The organism is Kordia sp. SMS9, from assembly GCF_003352465.1.
GTDB lineage: Bacteria > Bacteroidota > Bacteroidia > Flavobacteriales > Flavobacteriaceae > Kordia.
Genome location: NZ_CP031153.1, coordinates 4272384 through 4290272, shown reverse-complemented (window position 1 = coordinate 4290272; position 17889 = coordinate 4272384). Strand labels below are relative to the sequence as shown.

At 34.6% G+C, this 17889-nt stretch carries 19 protein-coding genes; 12 read left to right on the top strand and 7 right to left on the bottom strand.

The annotated features are described in order from the left end of the window. The first annotated feature begins 72 nt into the window (after positions 1 to 72). The 8 genes from KORDIASMS9_RS18180 to KORDIASMS9_RS18150 all read left to right on the top strand — a co-directional run bounded on the left by KORDIASMS9_RS18180 (position 73) and on the right by KORDIASMS9_RS18150 (position 7037). Entirely contained in the window at positions 73 to 300 is a 228-nt protein-coding gene (locus KORDIASMS9_RS18180) for a hypothetical protein (RefSeq protein WP_114904212.1), read from the top strand. Positions 301 to 525: 225 nt separating this feature from the next. Continuing rightward, on the top strand, positions 526 to 1413 hold the full coding sequence (locus KORDIASMS9_RS18175; protein ID WP_114904211.1) for a LytTR family DNA-binding domain-containing protein: 888 nt from the start codon (positions 526 to 528) through the stop codon (positions 1411 to 1413). Positions 1414 to 1571: 158 nt separating this feature from the next. Continuing rightward, positions 1572 to 1778 carry a class I lanthipeptide gene (locus tag KORDIASMS9_RS23445; RefSeq protein WP_162820038.1) on the top strand — a complete coding sequence of 69 codons (207 nt, stop codon included), beginning with the start codon at positions 1572 to 1574 and terminating at the stop codon, positions 1776 to 1778. A gap of 74 nt (positions 1779 to 1852) precedes the next feature. Further along, positions 1853 to 2074, top strand: coding sequence for a hypothetical protein (locus KORDIASMS9_RS23440; protein ID WP_162820037.1), 222 nt, complete (start codon positions 1853 to 1855; stop codon positions 2072 to 2074). Between the two features lie 308 nt (positions 2075 to 2382). Continuing rightward, the gene (locus KORDIASMS9_RS18165) at positions 2383 to 3495 is read left to right on the top strand and encodes a DUF2891 domain-containing protein (protein WP_114904209.1); all 1113 of its coding nucleotides are present in this window, start codon (positions 2383 to 2385) and stop codon (positions 3493 to 3495) included. After that, positions 3479 to 4669 carry an Nramp family divalent metal transporter gene (locus tag KORDIASMS9_RS18160; RefSeq protein WP_114904208.1) on the top strand — a complete coding sequence of 397 codons (1191 nt, stop codon included), beginning with the start codon at positions 3479 to 3481 and terminating at the stop codon, positions 4667 to 4669. Before KORDIASMS9_RS18165 ends, KORDIASMS9_RS18160 begins: the two co-directional genes overlap by 17 nt. A 71-nt stretch (positions 4670 to 4740) precedes the next feature. Next, positions 4741 to 6195, top strand: coding sequence for a 5-oxoprolinase subunit PxpB (gene pxpB / locus KORDIASMS9_RS23875; protein WP_240321079.1), 1455 nt, complete (start codon positions 4741 to 4743; stop codon positions 6193 to 6195). Continuing rightward, positions 6189 to 7037, top strand: a complete 849-nt coding sequence (locus tag KORDIASMS9_RS18150) for a biotin-dependent carboxyltransferase family protein (protein ID WP_114904207.1) — start codon at positions 6189 to 6191, stop codon at positions 7035 to 7037. The genes pxpB and KORDIASMS9_RS18150 overlap by 7 nt, the downstream gene beginning before the upstream one ends. Here KORDIASMS9_RS18150 and KORDIASMS9_RS18145 read toward each other — a convergent pair. Beyond that, positions 7015 to 7251 carry a hypothetical protein gene (locus tag KORDIASMS9_RS18145; RefSeq protein ID WP_114904206.1) on the bottom strand — a complete coding sequence of 79 codons (237 nt, stop codon included), beginning with the start codon at positions 7249 to 7251 and terminating at the stop codon, positions 7015 to 7017. The genes KORDIASMS9_RS18150 and KORDIASMS9_RS18145 overlap by 23 nt on opposite strands. A 280-nt stretch (positions 7252 to 7531) precedes the next feature. On the opposite strand from KORDIASMS9_RS18145, the gene KORDIASMS9_RS18140 reads away from it, so the two are divergent. From KORDIASMS9_RS18140 to KORDIASMS9_RS18125, 4 genes are all read left to right on the top strand, one after another. After that, entirely contained in the window at positions 7532 to 7981 is a 450-nt protein-coding gene (locus KORDIASMS9_RS18140; protein WP_114904205.1) for a hypothetical protein, read from the top strand. Between the two features lie 6 nt (positions 7982 to 7987). Then, positions 7988 to 8668 (top strand): hypothetical protein, encoded by a 681-nt coding sequence (locus tag KORDIASMS9_RS18135; RefSeq protein WP_114904204.1) that lies wholly within the window; start codon positions 7988 to 7990, stop codon positions 8666 to 8668. Between the two features lie 176 nt (positions 8669 to 8844). After that, positions 8845 to 9624, top strand: a complete 780-nt coding sequence (locus KORDIASMS9_RS18130; protein ID WP_114904203.1) for a sensor histidine kinase — start codon at positions 8845 to 8847, stop codon at positions 9622 to 9624. Further along, complete coding sequence (locus tag KORDIASMS9_RS18125) at positions 9624 to 10280, top strand: response regulator transcription factor (protein WP_114904202.1); 657 nt, start codon at positions 9624 to 9626, stop codon at positions 10278 to 10280. Before KORDIASMS9_RS18130 ends, KORDIASMS9_RS18125 begins: the two co-directional genes overlap by 1 nt. A 588-nt stretch (positions 10281 to 10868) precedes the next feature. On the opposite strand, the gene KORDIASMS9_RS23870 is transcribed toward KORDIASMS9_RS18125, so the two are convergent. The 6 genes from KORDIASMS9_RS23870 to KORDIASMS9_RS18100 all read right to left on the bottom strand — a co-directional run bounded on the left by KORDIASMS9_RS23870 (position 10869) and on the right by KORDIASMS9_RS18100 (position 17574). Further along, positions 10869 to 12221 (bottom strand): transposase, encoded by a 1353-nt coding sequence (locus KORDIASMS9_RS23870; protein ID WP_162819764.1) that lies wholly within the window; start codon positions 12219 to 12221, stop codon positions 10869 to 10871. A 321-nt stretch (positions 12222 to 12542) separates the two neighbouring features. Next, positions 12543 to 13274 carry a nitroreductase family protein gene (locus tag KORDIASMS9_RS18115; protein WP_114904201.1) on the bottom strand — a complete coding sequence of 244 codons (732 nt, stop codon included), beginning with the start codon at positions 13272 to 13274 and terminating at the stop codon, positions 12543 to 12545. Between the two features lie 91 nt (positions 13275 to 13365). Beyond that, entirely contained in the window at positions 13366 to 13656 is a 291-nt protein-coding gene (locus KORDIASMS9_RS18110; RefSeq protein WP_114904200.1) for a hypothetical protein, read from the bottom strand. Between the two features lie 374 nt (positions 13657 to 14030). Beyond that, positions 14031 to 14219, bottom strand: coding sequence for a hypothetical protein (locus KORDIASMS9_RS23435; protein ID WP_162820036.1), 189 nt, complete (start codon positions 14217 to 14219; stop codon positions 14031 to 14033). A 124-nt stretch (positions 14220 to 14343) separates the two neighbouring features. Continuing rightward, positions 14344 to 16044 carry a helix-turn-helix domain-containing protein gene (locus KORDIASMS9_RS18105; protein ID WP_162820035.1) on the bottom strand — a complete coding sequence of 567 codons (1701 nt, stop codon included), beginning with the start codon at positions 16042 to 16044 and terminating at the stop codon, positions 14344 to 14346. Between the two features lie 150 nt (positions 16045 to 16194). Continuing rightward, positions 16195 to 17574 carry an aldehyde dehydrogenase gene (locus KORDIASMS9_RS18100; RefSeq protein ID WP_114904198.1) on the bottom strand — a complete coding sequence of 460 codons (1380 nt, stop codon included), beginning with the start codon at positions 17572 to 17574 and terminating at the stop codon, positions 16195 to 16197. Positions 17575 to 17889: the final 315 nt, after the last annotated feature.

Sequence of the window (17889 nt, the reverse complement as noted above, 5' to 3'; positions counted from 1 at the left end):
CATCTGCAAAAATGCGCATTGGCAATAGGATTTTTTTTAGTTTGAAAGTATAATTCAAAACATCATTACATTATGAAAAAAAAGTCATTACTGCTAAAACTCAAAAAAACTAAAATTGTCAACCTTACCACAATACATCATCTTCAAGGCCGTTCCGCCGAACCTCTTGAAACTGATACAGACGATCCAGGAGCTTCTTGTGGCCAATACTGCACAGTAACCACTACAGGCATGACAGACGATAAGACAAACACCAACAATTCGGTGCCTACTGTCATTGGTTCTATGTTGACTTGTTAGGAGTGAAAATAACTGTAATAAGGCTCTCCAGTAGAGTCTTTTTTTATGCACATAATTTGCGCATATCAAGTTAGTCGAAGCTTCCAACGTTAGTCGAAGTTTCCAACTTCGACTCAACATAAATAAACACATTAATAGTAAATTCATAATAAGAAAACGGTAAAACCTTACCAAGAACAGCAATCAATTTTGTAATTTGAAATTACTTTTTTTAATTACAATAGCGTGACATTAACCAAAATAACCTACTATTTTCAGCAAAAACATCAACTCATAGACAATCAAAAGTACTATTTCAAACTTTCGTTGATCATTGGAATCGTACTCACTGTTTTTGTTTACATTTTTGATCCGTACGACAATCATTTAGCAGTGCCTAAATTTGAAATTCCGATCAAAATCATTCAAATAGGCTACGGCATTATTACAGCTTTGGTCATCTATTCCTTATACTGGTTGTTGTTTCGAAAACTAAAATTTGCCAAAGGAAAACGAGCATGGAGAACCTATCATCATTGGTTATTGTTGGTTGCCATTCTAAGTATTGCAGGTTTTATTGGAACCGTATATCATAGATTTATGATGGATGTTGGAGAAGTAGATACACAATATTACCTGTTTGTCACCATTCCTAGATCTGTTAGTATTGCCATTCCGCTATTTATCATTACGCTACTACTAGATCAGTTGTATACATCTCAACAAAGATTAAAAGTTGCTGCAAATTTGCCAGTAACACAAGTTGCAACTTCCATCGATTCTAACAAAAAAATAATTCTAAAATCACCTGTAGTCAATCAATGTATTGAAGTCGTTCCATCACAAATTGAATACATAAAAGCTTCTGGAAATTACGTCGAAATCTACACTACAGAAGCTAAAAAAGTACAACTATTACGCGCTTCACTGCGTTTTATTGCCGAATGTTTACAATCGTATCCTTCTCTCGTACAATGTCATCGCCAATACTATGTAAACATCCAAAAAATAAAATCACACAAAGGAAATTCACAACGAATCTTACTCAACCTAGAAACAGCAACGAATGAAATCCCTGTGAGTAAAAGCTACGTAAAAAAAATCCTTTTATACATACAAAAAGAAGATAATTAGCAGTTATTCATTCGTCACAAAACAGATGCATTCGTCACATTTTTTTTTAAATCGTTGAAAGTCAGCCTAATTTTAAAATGTCTTTCAGAAACTATATTTACAATGATAGTGCTGAAAATTAAAAACCAATCAATAACCATTTTAAAATTCTTAAAACCATGAAGAAAAAGAATGTAAGCAAACTTTCCTTAAACAAAAAAGCTATTTCTCGATTAGATGCAAACACTCCAAAAGGAGGACAAGCAACACCATTACCAACGCCACCAGTACCTATAAGTGTTCCAGGAGGACTTTGTGCTACGCAAAATAATCAGTGTCCAAGCAGTGTAGTTTATTGGTGCAACGTATCCTGTTATATTTGCTAAAGGCAATATTTGCATTAAAATACGGTGGGTTTTGACTCACAAGATTACTTAATATGAACTTAAAATAACCAACAATGAAAAAAAAGAACCTTAACAAGCTGTCTCTTAACAAAAATGCTGTATCAAACTTAGAAAAATTGAATGGAGGTGCTCCAGTACCTGTGCCAGCAACAAATGTGGCTTCTGGTTGTCCAGACATTTGTCAACCACTTACCAATTATAATTGCGCAACGCAAAATAATCAATGTGCAAGTAGTGTGGTTGCATGGTGTAACGTATCCTGTTTCATTTGCTAATAAATGTAACGATAGCACAACACAATATTAAGCGAGCCAACTGGTTCGCTTTTTTTATATTTCTAAAAGTCTAATACCTATTTCCATTTAAAATGGTGTTTTGGATACGAAGTTACTTTGGCAGTATAGGATGCTGTGAATGATTTGCAAAGAACTAGACTGCCAAATGAACGCGTTTATAAACATCATTTTATGTGTAAATTGGGATAACATCTCAATACGCAATACGCAAATCTGATTATAAATATGTATCTTGATTGCTTCAACCAAAATACCCCACAACATTGAAAAAAATCAGCTATTTTTTGATGCTTTGTATCTTTGTACAATGTCAGCCAAACAAAAATCAAAAAAAAACTCCCAAAACTTCAAAAACCAGTGAAACGATCACAGTTTCTGACACAATTGCAACGTTATCTTTAGCGGAAGCCAATCGACTCGCATCTTTACCATTGCATTGCATGCAAGAAGAATATCCCAACAAACTCAATCAAACTATTGGTAGTGAAGAAGATTTGCAACCACCAAAAATATTGCATCCCGCATTTTACGGTTGTTTTGACTGGCACTCTTCCGTACACGGACATTGGTCGTTGGTAAGTTTGCTCAAACAATTTCCAAACTTGGAAAACAGCAAGGAAATCAGAGAAAAATTGGCCGAAAACATCTCCAAAGAAAACATAGAAATTGAAATCATATACTTCAAAGGAACATACAACAAGTCTTTTGAACGCACATATGGCTGGGCTTGGCTGTTAAAACTCGCAGAAGAATTGCACACTTGGAACGATCCGTTAGCACGCGAATTAGAAACCAATCTGCAACCGCTAACGGATATCATTGTACAAGGATATTTAGACTTTTTACCAAAATTAAATTACCCAATCAGAGTGGGAGAGCATACAAATACTGCGTTCGGACTCACGTTTGCGTACGATTATGCCAAAACAGTTGAAAATACAGCATTAAAAAGCCTCATTGAACAACGCGCAAAAGATTTCTATCTGTCTGATGAAAACTGTCCTATCTCTTGGGAACCGAGCGGATTTGACTTTTTATCGCCATGTTTGGAAGAAGCCGATATCATGCGAAGAGTGTTGCCGAAAGACGAATTCAAAACGTGGTTGTCTAAATTCTTACCGCAATTAGCAGACAAAAATTTTCAATTAGCACAAGGAAAAGTATCCGATCGTACCGATGGAAAATTGGTGCATTTAGATGGTGTCAACTTCAGCAGAGCTTGGTGTTTGTACGGAATTGCCAACGAATTTCCAGCTTATGCACATTTAAAAAATACTGCCAATCAACATATTAATTACTCTTTGCCAAGCATTGTAGACGACAATTATGAAGGCACACATTGGTTAGGATCTTTTGCTATTTATGCTTTAAATACGGCTGCCAATGTTCAAATGGATTAAAAATATAGGACCAGGAACGCTAGTTGCTGCGGCGTTTATCGGACCAGGAACGGTAACCATGTGTACCAAAGCAGGCGTGCAATTTGGATACAGTTTGTTGTGGGCAATGTTATTGTCCATCATTGCAACCATTGTATTACAAGAAATGGCGGCACGCACTGGAATCATTACGCAAAAAGGCTTGGCGGAAGTTATCAAAGAGCAAATTCCAAGTACATTGTTACGAAACGTAGCGATCTTCTTAATATTAGGCGCAATTGTCATTGGAAATGCAGCCTACGAAGCTGGAAACATTACAGGAGCTGCGTTGGGAATGCAAGTTTTTGGAGAAGAAAATGTTGTTTTGTATCCAATTCTCATAGGAATCATTGCGTTTATACTACTATTCATTGGGAATTATAAAGTGTTGGAACGCAGTTTGGTAACGCTAGTTTTGGTGATGAGTATCTCGTTTCTAATCACGGCAATTCTAACAAAACCAGACATTATCGCGATCTTAAAAGGAACATTTACGCCAACTTTTCCAAAAAACAGTATGCTTATCATTATTGGTTTGATCGGAACAACGGTAGTGCCGTATAACCTGTTCTTACACGCGTCTTTGGTGAAAGAAAAATGGAAAACAAAAGAAGACTTATCAGCAGCTAGAAAAGACACAATTATCTCTGTTATTTTAGGCGGAATTGTCTCTATGACTATCATCATTGCAGCCACGGCAACTACTGGCGGAAACATTGCCAATGCGTTTGATTTGGCAAAAGGATTAGAACCTTTATACGGAGAATACGCCAAATATCTATTAGGAATTGGCTTGTTTGCAGCAGGAATCACTTCGGCAATTACAGCGCCATTGGCAGCTGCGTATGTGGCAAAAAGTTGTTTTGGTTGGAAAGCTTCCTTGAAAGATGTGCGTTTTAGAATCGTATGGACAATCATTTTAGTGCTTGGTGTTGTATTTTCATCTTTGCAATTCAAACCTTTGGAAGTAATTACCTTTGCGCAAGTAGCAAATGGTTTACTATTACCAATTGTCGCGATCTTTTTAGTGTGGATAGTCAACAAAACCAATGTTTTAGGGAACTACAAGAATACCGTATTTCAAAATATCTTAGCCGTTGGAATCATTCTAATCACCTTATTATTAGGAATAAAATTGATTTATGGTGTATTTTAGGGTAAAGAATCAGGGTTAAATAGTCTACAATCTAAAAGCGTAGCGGTCTAAAAATCTAATAATCTAAAAAAATGCTACATATCAACTGCGATGTCGGAGAAGGTGCAGACAATGAGGAAATACTCATGCCGTACATCAGTGCGTGCAATATTGCGTGTGGCGGACATGCGGGCAATTCGGAAACAATGCATGAAGTGGTAACGTTGGCTAAAAAGTATCAAGTAGCAATTGGTGCGCATCCTTCATATCCTGATCGGGAAAATTTTGGACGTATTTCTGTAAATATGGCTTCCGCAGAATTTATCAAAACGATTCAAAATCAAATCGAAAGTTTAGAAAAAATTGTCGCTTTGCATGCTGCGAAAATTACACACATCAAACCACATGGCGCGTTGTATAATGATGTAGCAAAAAGTTCAGCAAAAGCACAACTTTTTTTAAAAGCAATTACCAAATATAAAGAAAAATACAAGCTCTATGTTCCGTATAATTCTGTGATTGAAAAGCTCGCTTTACAACAAAAATTTAAAGTCATTTATGAAGCCTTTGCAGACCGAAATTATACCGACGATTTGACTTTAGTTTCACGTACAAAAGAGCATGCAGTTTTAACCAAAATAGGGGAGATCATTCCGCATGTCTCTAGACTGAAAAACGAACAAAAAGTACAGACGGTTTCAGGTGAAAAAATTTCACTAAAGTCTGATACATTTTGCGTACATTCAGATACACCAAATGCAATAGAAATTATACAACAATTACACTCATATTTCAATGCCGAAAATGCTCAAGTAAAACCTAAATTCCCAACGTATAAAGTATATGGAGAAACAGCAATTTTACTCACTTGGGAAGCAAAAATGACCTCTGAAGTACTAAATTCAGTGTTGGAATGTAAAGAAAAAATATTGAATTTTAATATTAAAGTAGTGCTTGATGTAATTCAATCAAATAATTCATTATTAATAATTTATGATTATAAAAAAGTAGATTTTAAAACATTCAAACATTTGTTGGAACGACTGTTTTTGCTTTCTTCTGACAAAATGCGCACACAAAAACAATTGTGTTGGGAAGTTCCCGTATGTTATGACAAGAGTTTTGGAATTGACTTAGAAGAAATCGCACAAAAAAACAAGCTTTCTATCACAGAAATTATCAAGCTTCATACAGCTCCAAAATATAAAGTTTTTTCCATTGGTTTTTTGCCTGGTTTTTTATACTTGGGTGGACTTGATCAACGCCTGCACATTGATCGGAAATCTACTCCGCGATTAGACGTCAAAAAAGGAGCCGTTGGTATTGGTGGAATGCAGACAGGAATTTACCCAAAATCAAGTCCTGGTGGCTGGCAAATTATTGGAAATTCTCCATTGAATTTTTTTGATGTTTTTAGTGAAAAACCATGCTTTGCAAATCCTGGTGATTTTATCAAATTCGTTTCCGTCACACTTGCCGAATATCATAAAATTTCAGAAGCTGTTTCTGATGGAAATTACACGCTAAAATCAACAGAAGTATGTTAGAAATCTTACATAGCGGATTGTACACGTCGGTTCAAGATTTGGGCAGATTTCACTATCGAAATTTCGGAGTTCCTGTTTCGGGTGTGATGGATGATTTTCATGCAAGATTGGCAAATCAGATGTTAGGAAATGATGAAAATGCTGCGGTGTTGGAAATGACTTTGCAAGGTGCACATGTAAAATTTCACGAACCTACGCAACTTGTCATTTGTGGTGCTGATTTGTCTCCAAAGCTCCATAGAAGCGATATAAGAGTGAATATTCCTGTAAATGTATCCAAAGGTGATGAATTGTCGTTTGGCAAACGAAATTATGGTGTTCGAGCGTATCTCGCTGTAAAAAATGGTTTTCGAACTGAAAAAATATTAAAAAGCAGGAGTTTTTACGAAGGTATCACACCGAAATCACGCATAGTCATAGGTGATTTTGTTCCGTATCAAACCATCACTAAGAAAATTCAACCTAAAACTAACATTGCGATACAAAAAGAGGTATTTACAAATACTACAATTAAAGTATACGAAGGTCCAGAATTTCATCTTTTGTCAAAAAAACAACAAGAAAAGCTTTTCAACACGACATTTTCCATAGGGTTAAATAATAGAATGGCGTATCAATTGGAAGAAACTATTCAAAACGAATGTCCAAGTATCATTACCTCTGCTGTGTTGCCAGGCACCATTCAGTTAACACCTTCTGGAAAGCTAATCATTCTTATGAAAGATTGCCAAACTACAGGTGGTTATCCACGTATTTTACAATTAGATCAACAAAGTATTATTAAATTATCGCAAAAGTACACAAGAGATACATTTTGTTTTAAGAAGCTCTCAATTTCGTAACATCAATTTCGTCGGAAAGTAATTGTATGGCATCTTCTTCCGTTAGCTTTCCTAAAATATCTTGTGTTCCTTCTTTAAATCCATCGTGATTCAAAAATAAACGCCACAACGCACGAATAAATTCGGTATAATCCAATCCGTCATTCCATTGAATAAACTTTTCAGTAATGGCTTTATCAATATGCGATTGAATAATGGCTCGAGAAGCGTTCATATTTCTGTCTAGGGAAGTCATTTTATGGCAAATGTATGGTTAGTATCGTGAGCGAATGTAAGTCGTATAAAAATAGTTCACAAGAGGAAAGTGCCTTTAATGAAAGGGGATTTTTCCCCTTTTTCAAAGGAAAAGTCCTGATATTTTTATAGTGAGTTAGATGTAATATTCTAATTATCAGTTTTTTATGATGGTATTTGGTAAGTTTATTACATTTTGAATTTTTTATTGTGATTCTTTATAAATAACTTGGCAACTATAATCAACAATATTATAAAGTATGAGTGACTACAAAACCCCTAAAGACAAACTTATCACTAATGAAAAAGCTTCGGAATTGAACAAATGTTTCAAAGCAAAGCAAGAAAAAGTATATGGCGCTACAAATGACAGCGGTTTATGCTGTTCAAGCTGGTACTCATTAGAAGATTTGGAAGGCTACATTAATTATGTGAAAGAGCAGGCTAAAGAACAGGAAATCAGTGTGGATGGTATCCGATTTTATTTTGGTGTATATCCAGAAGACACCGAAGATGCATCGAAAGCTGGACATAATACATTATTTATGTGTCCAACCAAGCCAAGCACGACATTAAGTACATCAGGAAGATCAACAAGCGAGGAGATTAGTGATGACGACAATAGTAATAATAGTGAAGATGTGACTACTATTTCTGCGATGAATTATGGAAATACGGGAAATCCTCCTAAAAATGATTACGGAGAATAAAAAGAAATGATTGCATTAGAAGAACTAAGATCTTTTACAGGATATTTGGCATTGGCTACTTTGATTTATGGCTGTATTGCGTACAAAAATTATTCAAATACGAATGCCAAATATTTTATTTACTGTATTGTGTTTTCGGTAATTGTCGAGTTCGTAAGTTTATATTATGAATCTTTTGACACATGGTACTCTAATATTTTTGGAGATACTAATTATCCTATTGCCAATATTTTTACCATTGTTCAAATTTCATTTTTTCTATGGTGGATACGATTGATACTGAATTCAAAAAGCAGGAGGAAAGTTGTTGCCTTTCTACAAGTCGGTTATTTAGTTTTTGCGGTACTTAACACTATGTATGGTCAAGAGTTTATGACAGGATTGCAGACATATACATACGCGGTTGGTGTAATTTTCTTACTCATCGCAATCAGCTTTTACTTTATAGAATCTTTTAACAAAGAAACGATGTTGCGTATCACAGACTCCATAAAGTTTTGGTTTATACTTGGAGTTTTATTGTTTTATGGAACATTTATGCCGTTCTTCTTTGCATTTCAAGTGTTTCTCAAAGGCGATCAGCGTATTTTAAGTTTGGTTCTGTTTGTGTTAAATGCAATCATGTATACCTGTTTTTCAGTAGGGTTTTATAAGTCTTACAAAAAAGATAAAGTAATCAACTACTGAAAATGACAGAGGAAGAGATTCATATATTAGTATTTATTTGCGCTTCAACGATTTTTCTTGTAGGAATATTTTTAGTTGTTACTTTCGTGTTTTTGCATAAAAAAAAGCGGAAATTCGTTGATTTGGAATCAAAATTAAAGACATTTCCGTAAAATGATATTATTTGAAGAAACTATATGAACGATCAAGAAGTATATATGCTTGTAGCTGCAACATCTATGGTGTTGCTTATTTTGTTAATAACCGTCATCATCTTATTTGTATTTTTCCAAAAGCGTAAACTGAAGTTTATTCTTGAGAAGAAAGAAGCAGAAAAGCGATATATGGAAGAAATAGCCAAATCTCAAATTGAAATTCAAGAACAAGCCCTACAAAATATGAGCTGGGAATTGCATGATAATATTGGGCAATTACTTTCTGTAGCACGTATGCATATCAATATTTTAGGAACTCAGCTTAGGGAAGACAATAAAGAAAAACTAGATGATATTAGCGAAATTGTAGGGAAGAGCTTGCAAGAAATTCGATTGCTTTCCAAAACGATGAATACTGAAATCATCCAAAACATGGGATTGATCAAATCTATTGAAGTGGAGTTGGAGCGTTTTAATAAATTAAATTTTTTAGCCGCAACCCTAGAAGTTTCAGGAGAAGAACGATCGTTAGATGTGAAAGAAGAAATCATTCTCTTCCGAATTTTACAAGAATTCTTTTCAAATGCAATCAAACATTCCAAAGCTAAAAATTTAGCAGTAAACTTGACTTTTGCAGCAGATCAATTAGTGATTAACGCACAAGACGATGGTGTTGGTTTTGATGAAGGTGAAATAGAAAAAGGCTCTGGATTGATCAACATGAAGAGTCGTGCTGCCATCATAAATGCAGAATTTGCTATGAAATCTGCAAAAAATAAAGGAGTTTCCTTAACTTTAGCGTATCCCTATAAAGAAAAATAATGAAAAAACATTCCGTTGTAATTGTAGATGATCATTTGCTCTTTGCACAATCCTTGCAAGGTTTGGTCAATGCATTTGATGAGTTTGAGGTTTTGTACCATGTAAAGAATGGAAGCGAGCTGATAAAGAAATTATTAGAATCTGAAAATGTCCCAGATATTATCCTACTTGATATCAATATGCCCGTGATGAACGGTTTTGAAACGATGGAATGGATCAAAGAAAACCGACCAAGCATTCAAGTATTGGCGTTATCTATGGACGATCATGAAGAAACCATTATCAAAATGCTGCGTTTGGGCGCAAAAGGATATTTACTGAAAGATATTCATCCAGAAATATTTTACAAAGCTTTGAATGAAGTGATTTCTAACGGAATCTACTATTCGGAACGCGTTGCTACTACCTTGTTAAATTCTCTGCATGGAAATGACGAAAAAGAACTCGCAAACGGAAAACCATTAAAAGATACCGAGCTGACATTCTTAAAGTTAGCCTGTACCGAAATGACCTATAAGGAAATTGCACAAGAAATGTGCCTCAGTCCAAAAACTATCGACGGCTACCGCGAATCCTTATTCAAACACTTCAAAGTACGAAGCCGAATCGGTTTGGTATTGTATGCTATTCGAAACAATTTGGTGAATAGTAAGTGAGACATGTGTTGCTTGTTAGATAATTATACCAATTCTATTATAAAATACGATGTATAGAATTAAGATTAATTTTCGCGTATTCAAAACATAACATCAAAGTATAGCCTTAGCTATCGTTTTATTTTATAAGGCAGAAGAAGTAGAAAAATAAATTAATTATTAGTTGCAGATGATCGTAAAATTAGTACTAAACGCGCTATCGCTTTTAGATTTTTAGAAACGCTTCGCTTTTGATAACTTTGCTCAATTCAAAAATTTAAAAATTCAACGATGTAAGGTTTTTAGAGCTATTTTGAAAATCAGCGTAATAGCATCTCGAAACTAATTTCGCAACAGAAATTCACTCGATATGACGCTTGTTGTTTTAAATTTTGCTTCAATTTCTCAGCCGTCACTTCGAGCGGTTTTTAGGAATGAGGCGCATTCAGAAAATAGCTCACTTAAAGCTAACAAGAACATAAAAATCCAAGATTTGATCTATTTCAGTTCTTGGATTTTTATTTTGGACTGTTTTTATGTTCTTTTTAGTGAGTTTTGTTAACGATAAGACATACCTATTCCATTGTTTTAGTAAGCTATTTTAAAATTTTATGCTGCTATTTGTTGCTTTTTGTAGATTCTTCTTCCGATTTCTAAGGCATTAGCGGTATGTATACCAAAGAATATCCACAAGGTTTCTGTAAGCTTTGTTTTTGCTTTTATTTTTTTGAGATGATAATACTCTTTCTCCTTGCCAAAGCTACCTTCTAATCGCGTAGCTCTTTCTTTTGTGATTAAGCTCTTTAATTTTTTCTCTTGCTTGTAGTCTTTAGGAGGCCTTCCTTTTCTTTTGAAGTCGGTTTTAATCTTGTGCTTTGTGACAAAGTTTCTATTCTTGTTTGTGGCATATATAGCATCTGCTCCAATGATCTTGGTTTTTCTATGGGTAAGATCTTGTGCTTTATAGATCGTAGCTTGCAGTCGCGTTCCCTCATTGAAGGCATGAAAACTTAGGTGTTCTATAAAGCTAATTCCATCGATTTGTAGTTTGTTAACTTTGGCTCCGAACTCTACGGGTTTGATTTCTTTTCCTCGAACGATAGGTCGTAAGTAGTCCTTTGCAATACTTACAATACGGTCTTTAATCTTATTACCTGTTCTGAAGTGATATTCTTGTTGAGAGTAAACTTTTTTGATGGTGGCTACTCTGCGATAGTATTGTACACTTGCTTGCAAGTTGTACTTTTTACGTAAGTGAGCTTCAAAGTCGATAAACTTCTTTAATAACCCTAAAAGTGAACGTGTTAGTGATTTTCGTTTTGACTTGGTCTTGCGACGCATCTTGCTAAAGCCATGATAACGTAGTTTCCATTTCAAGTATTTACTGCGTATCATTTTTACCCCTACTACTTTAGCATTTTTGCGGAGTTGATTGTACATCCAATGAACAGCTTCCCATAGTAGCTTTTGATTGGTAGGATATCGCAGTTCACTCTCATAACAAGTAGCATCCACAGTGACTTGATCAGGATTCTCTATATAACCAGACCAGTTTACGTATAGACACTTTTCCAAGACTTCAATATCCAAACAGCCCGCTAACTCACATCGTATTTGACTCACGATTTTAGAATTTGTCAACCGATTAAAACCTAAAGAAATGTCACAAAAAAACTGATAGTCAACATTACTGTTAAGTTGTTCTAAAAGACGTTTATCGCTACAACAAGCATAATGTTTTAAAAACATTAAAGCTAGACGACCTTTAGGACTGAAAAGCATATTCCTACCTAGTTTGTGTTCCTTAATATTAAAAGTGGCTACCAAATCGTCCCAAGGAATGGCTGTATAAATCTTACCTAAATCACTTTGCAAAAAACGCTCATAAAACAGCGTGTAATTTTCAGATATCGAAAAAAGAGATAAACGGGTTTGTAAATCAGAAATTCTTTGTATTTTCATGGCTAGAGAAAAAAGAAAACCCCGTTTTTGAACCATATCGGTCATTTTCGGGGTTTTATGTTTCTTTAATTTACAAAGAAATATTAGTATTTAAAAGGCTTTACGTATTTTCTGAATGCGCCGAATGAAATGAAGAAAAACTGTATCGAGGACTACTTTATACCAATTTAAATGTAAATTGGTATTAGATGTTAAACGTTATTAAAATTCAAAATTTAGAATATAAAAGTATTTTTGCTAAATGCTAAATGCTAAATGCTAAATGCTAAATGCTAAATGCTAAATGCTAAATGCTAAATGCTAAATGCTAAATGCTAAATGCTAAACCTCCGTATACGTACTTTCAAAAGGAACTCTAAATCGTGGTCCGTAAATACCTTTTTCACTACGCACGCCACAACCAATAACCATATTGATTTCCGCACCACGAGGCAATTTTAAAATCTTTTTCACGCGCAACGTATCGCTTCCTTCCATCGGGCACGTATCATATCCAATGGCTGCCATACTGATCATAAAGTTTTGTGCTGCCAATCCTGCGCTTTTATGTGCTACAATGCGTAAATCGCTCAATCGGACTTGTCTGTAAATCGGTCGAAACAAACCAATACAGTTAAAAACTGCATATTTCAACCAACCAAAAATGCCTAAAAAGTCAGGATAAATCGTAGGAATCAGCTTTTTGTAGTAGTTAATGGCAAATTTTTCACGTCGTGCATATTCCTCCTTAGGTTTGTCAAAAAGTTGTTCATAAAACTTAATATTGGCTTTGGCGCGTTGCTTCCACAAATCTTTTCTAGTGACAACAACGATCAATTGTTTGGCAGTTTTTGCAGCATTTTGTCCCAAACACGCTTCAGTCAATTGTTTCAAAACAGCTTCATCTGTGATATGATAAAACTCCCATAGCTGTAAATTACTGCTGGTAGGTGCTAACACAGCGTTGTGGAGACAATTTTTTACTTTTTCGGTGTCAAGCTCAATGTCTTTATCAAAAACGCGTACAGAACGTCTATATTGAATGGCTTCGGTTACTGTTTTCTCTGTAGTCATATACAAACATAACGATCTTAACGCTAACAAAAAAGAGAATACATATTACAGTATTCTCTTTCGTGTTGAATCTAAGTTAAAGATCAATATCCTATTGTGTAACCGTAGTACCTGGTCCGCTTGGTCCAGGTCCTGTGCCATTGCAGTCTTGAGGAATACAACTCTGATTGCAAGTAAGCGTTTGGTTAGGCGGATTTGTCCCTGTTGGTGGTGGAACACAAATAAAGGTTAAATCCTCTGGTGGCTCTGTAAAACTCATACATGGCGGCGCGTATGTAAAACAACCATAATTAGTATCTGTTCCTCCAGATACACTAGAAGCTTTCAAAGAAGAAACGGTTCTTTTACGTAATGATAATCCTGAAATTTTCTTTTTTTTCATAATAAGTATTTTAACTGTTACTATAATGTGCTTGTTTTTATATGTGTCAAGCATTCCCACATCTTGATCGATCTGAGAACAATAGTACGCGTGTTTTTTATGAAAAAAAAGGAAGAGAAACCCAAATTAAACGAATTAGGACTTCAAATTTTGCAATGAATATAGAGATTGATTCGGAAAATTGAAATTATGTTGAAGTACTTGTAAATAGTAGCGTGAGAAGGTTTTTAAAGGTGTAATTTTTACCCTAAATTAAACAAAATTGGATTTGCGTATTAGAATCTAGAAAGCCTAGCGAAGTTTACAAAGCATAAAAAAACCAGAGAAATGAAGTTCCCTGGTTTTAAAATAATTTTAATGTAGCGTTGCTTGCCTTAACAAGTTGTAGCATTGCTGGCAAAATCAACCGTATACCTTGATGTAGTACAGGTATCAGCTTGCGTATCCTCAGGACAGTCATCGGTTTGGTTAGGATTTTTTGTTGGATTTCCTCCTATAAGTCTACTTACCTTAGACACATTGATTTTATTTAATCGTAAATGTTTGCTTGAAATTTTCTTCATAATGTAATTTCTTTTGTGTTATGATTTAATTTTTTTTTGACGAACATGTCAATACCCAAACTTACCGTAGATTCAACGGTTTTCATAAAAAAAGCACCCTAATCTAAACAAAATAGGGCAGTATTTACACGTGTTCTTGATTCAGTTTTTTGATGTAATATGAAGGATACAATGACGTTTGATTTTTGAAGTGTTTTGTAAACGAATCGGCACTTTTATAACCGACTTCTTCCGAGATAGACTTGATGGAATAGGCTCTAAAAAGCGTATCAGACTTCAAACGTTTCAAGGTGTATTGAATGCGAAGATTGTTAATATATTCGTTAAAACTAATTTCTTTATGCGCATTGATGATTTTTGATAAATAGGTAGCGTTTGTTTTTACTTTCTTGGCTACGAAACGCAAATTACATCCTGAGTCTAAATACAATTCTTGTGCTTCAAACTTTTTCAAACCTTTTAATATAGCTTGCGCTTTTTCATCTGTAATACTTACAGTTTTCTTTTCACTCACACTTTTGGGTTCTTCACGATGCTCGTTTTTAGTCTCTAAGACAGAAACCTTTTCAATGAGCGTTTTGTAGGCAATTTGCTTTTGTTGCTCTCTTCTTTTGTAAAAAATAGAACTAACAACGATTCCAACCAATAATAGCGCAACTACATAATATAAATACGTTACTTTTTTTTGTGCAACACCTTCTTTTTGACTCATTTTTTTGATGAATTCAATCTGTGGAGCTTGTTGAAAATTGAAAATTAATTGATGAATTCGGACATCTTTTTCAAGACTTTCTAATTTTAACGGATAATATTTTGTGTAGTATTCATCTCTTTTTTCCGCATCGCCTAGTTTCTCATAACAATACATTAATGTTTCAAGCATATACAAATATTCGTAGGGAATAAACTGATCTTTTTCGGAAACCGAGATCGCTTTTTTATCATTTTCTTGCCGAATAATCTCAAAAGCATTTTCAATATCACGAATAGCTGCATTGTACTCCTTTAAAGCAAAATGACATTGTGCCATATAGTAATACACTTGTATGTTTCTAGTATCATGTTCTTGTAAGCTTAAAATAGCTTCTTTTGCTTTTTTTAATATTTCAAGTGATTTCGGAATATCTCCTCTATGGTAATAATATAAAGCATCAAAAGGATACAGATAACTTAACGATTCTTCATCATTATTGGCGGCACTTTCTTTCAATCCTAAATCTAAATAGAAACGAGCAGAATCCAACTGTTTCGTCCTTAAAAAATTATCAGATATTCCAATAATGATACTATTTCTCGAATTTTCACTGATCAAAGTTGAATCTTCAGAGATGCGAAACATTTCATGATATGTTTTTAAAGATTCGTGATACTGTTTGGTCTCCATCTGTAAAAGCGCAATATTGATCTTAGCAATGTTTTCGCCTTTTCTTTCATGGTATTTTTGAGAAATTTGAAGCGCCATATTAAAATCAGCCGCAGCGTCAGCGTATTTTCCATATTGTCCATGCGCTTTCCCTCGTAAATTGTAAAACCGTATCAAAATACTGTCCTTTTCAGTGGTTGCTTTCGAAATTCCTTTGTTGATTAACCCAACTGATTCGGTAAATTTACCCTGTACATCTGCAAGAAATGCAAAATAAAAATAACTGTCTATGATTGACTTTTGATTTTTTTCGGAAGTTGCTTTCTTATGATAAACTTCTGTATATATTTTGGCAATTTGAGGTTTGGAATAGCGATGTTTTCTGATGGAAGAAACCAATTCAGCGTTTGTTTTATCAGTCAAACTATCAGGAATACGAAAACTTGCTTCTTGCGCAAACACGGTGCTGTACGATATAAGAAAAAAACATAAAAACAGGTGTAATTGCCGCATGAAGTAGTGGAATGAAATTTTAACTTAAAATATAATTACAATATATAAAAATGACCTCGCTATAATCATAATTTTACACTAAAAGTATCAGAAAATGTATTAAAAATATTTCAGAAAAGTTTTTAGAAGCTTCAATTTTCCTCTGTAAGGCGCATATCGCATTGGAATGTCTAGCCACGTTTTTTTATGGGTAATTGATTTTTTATGTGAGAACGTATCAAAACTACCTTTTCCGTGATACGCGCCCATTCCGCTATGTCCAACGCCGCCAAAAGGCATTCTGTGGTTTACAAAATGTGTCACGGTATCATTGATAGCGCCGCCGCCAAATGAATGACGCTCAATCATACGATTGGCAAATTTTTTATCTTTTGAAAACACATACAACGACAACGGTTTTTCATATCTAGCAATGATAGTACTAATATCTTCCAATGAACTATATACTTGAATCGGAAGAATAGGACCGAAAATTTCATCTCGCATCACGTCGCTGTCAAAATCAGGTTCGTCCAATAACGTAGGTGCAATGTATAAATCATCTGCATCAACCGTTCCGCCGTGTAATATCTTTTGTTCTTTTAACAAATTTGCTAAACGCTGAAAATTCTTTTCATTAACGATTCGTGGATAATCGGGTGATTCTTGCGGGTTTTTCCCATACGCCGCTTCAATTTCTTTGATTAAGATTTTTATAAAATCAAACTTTGCTTGCGCTTGTACAATTAGATAATCAGGAGCAATACACGTTTGTCCTCCATTCAAAAACTTTCCCCACACAATGCGCTTTGCAGTCAGATGAAAATTGGTGTGAATATCTACAATACACGGATTTTTTCCACCTAACTCTAGCGTTACAGGTGTCAAATGTGGTGCCGCAGCTTTGGCTACAATTTTTCCAACATGGACGCTTCCTGTAAAGAAAATATAATCCCAACGTTCGGCTAACAGTGCTTCTGCAACAGAAACGCCGCCTTGTAAAACTTTTACATGATTTTCATCAAAAACTTCTGAGATTATTTCTTCTAAAATTTGTGCCGTATGCGGTGTGAGTTCGGAAGGTTTTAACACCACGGTATTTCCCGCCGCGACAGCACCAATTAAAGGAGCTAACGCCAATTGATACGGATAATTCCACGGAGAAATAATCAAAGTAGTTCCGTACGGTTCTGAATGAATACGATCTTTGGAAGGAAAATTGAGCAATGCCGGAAGGACACGCTTTGGTTTTGACCAAGATTGTAGCTTTTTAATCGCTAATTTCAATTCAGAAATCACAATGCTCGTTTCAGTAATGACAGCTTCAAAGACAGGTTTCTTAAAATCGGCATACAAAGCATCGCAAATATCACGTTCACGTTTTTTGACTTCCTTCAAAAGTTTTTTCAACGTTTTTTTTCGATAGTTTACATCTTGTGTTTGTCGCGTTTTAAAAAAGTCTTTTTGTGACTGAACAATTTTTGAGCAATTGTATTTCATAAAGTTTTAGACTATTTAGTGTCGTTTTACGTAAGTTTTATTCAAAATAAATTCTAGTTGTTTCAATTATGATTAATGTAAAGTACTAAAATTAAATTTTCTATTTTCGTTTTAGCTCATGTGGTTTCTATTTTATTAAATAGGAATTCGTGAATCTTCGATGTCTTTCCTTTCCCAAAGAATACTGAATCGAGTTCAGCACAGGCTTCAACAAAAGAAAGTGCACTGTTAGTTCATGTCATTTATATTTTTAAATAAAGGAGTTCATGAATCTTAGATTTCCAAGGCTTTAAAATTTTAACGGAAAATACCTGC

Excerpts from the sequence above, each read along its gene's own strand:
- KORDIASMS9_RS18180 (WP_114904212.1), top strand. The coding sequence starts at position 73 with ATGAAAAAAAAGTCATTACTGCTAAAACTCAAAAAAACTAAAATTGTC.
- KORDIASMS9_RS23445 (WP_162820038.1), top strand. The coding sequence starts at position 1,572 with ATGAAGAAAAAGAATGTAAGCAAACTTTCCTTAAACAAAAAAGCTATT.
- KORDIASMS9_RS23440 (WP_162820037.1), top strand. The coding sequence starts at position 1,853 with ATGAAAAAAAAGAACCTTAACAAGCTGTCTCTTAACAAAAATGCTGTA.
- KORDIASMS9_RS18165 (WP_114904209.1), top strand. The coding sequence starts at position 2,383 with ATGCTTTGTATCTTTGTACAATGTCAGCCAAACAAAAATCAAAAAAAA.
- KORDIASMS9_RS18160 (WP_114904208.1), top strand. The coding sequence starts at position 3,479 with ATGTTCAAATGGATTAAAAATATAGGACCAGGAACGCTAGTTGCTGCG.
- pxpB (WP_240321079.1), top strand. The coding sequence starts at position 4,741 with ATGCTACATATCAACTGCGATGTCGGAGAAGGTGCAGACAATGAGGAA.
- KORDIASMS9_RS18150 (WP_114904207.1), top strand. The coding sequence starts at position 6,189 with ATGTTAGAAATCTTACATAGCGGATTGTACACGTCGGTTCAAGATTTG.
- KORDIASMS9_RS18145 (WP_114904206.1), bottom strand. The coding sequence starts at position 7,251 with ATGAACGCTTCTCGAGCCATTATTCAATCGCATATTGATAAAGCCATT.
- KORDIASMS9_RS18140 (WP_114904205.1), top strand. The coding sequence starts at position 7,532 with ATGAGTGACTACAAAACCCCTAAAGACAAACTTATCACTAATGAAAAA.
- KORDIASMS9_RS18135 (WP_114904204.1), top strand. The coding sequence starts at position 7,988 with ATGATTGCATTAGAAGAACTAAGATCTTTTACAGGATATTTGGCATTG.
- KORDIASMS9_RS18130 (WP_114904203.1), top strand. The coding sequence starts at position 8,845 with ATGAACGATCAAGAAGTATATATGCTTGTAGCTGCAACATCTATGGTG.
- KORDIASMS9_RS18125 (WP_114904202.1), top strand. The coding sequence starts at position 9,624 with ATGAAAAAACATTCCGTTGTAATTGTAGATGATCATTTGCTCTTTGCA.
- KORDIASMS9_RS23870 (WP_162819764.1), bottom strand. The coding sequence starts at position 12,221 with ATGAAAATACAAAGAATTTCTGATTTACAAACCCGTTTATCTCTTTTT.
- KORDIASMS9_RS18115 (WP_114904201.1), bottom strand. The coding sequence starts at position 13,274 with ATGACTACAGAGAAAACAGTAACCGAAGCCATTCAATATAGACGTTCT.
- KORDIASMS9_RS18110 (WP_114904200.1), bottom strand. The coding sequence starts at position 13,656 with ATGAAAAAAAAGAAAATTTCAGGATTATCATTACGTAAAAGAACCGTT.
- KORDIASMS9_RS23435 (WP_162820036.1), bottom strand. The coding sequence starts at position 14,219 with ATGAAGAAAATTTCAAGCAAACATTTACGATTAAATAAAATCAATGTG.
- KORDIASMS9_RS18100 (WP_114904198.1), bottom strand. The coding sequence starts at position 17,574 with ATGAAATACAATTGCTCAAAAATTGTTCAGTCACAAAAAGACTTTTTT.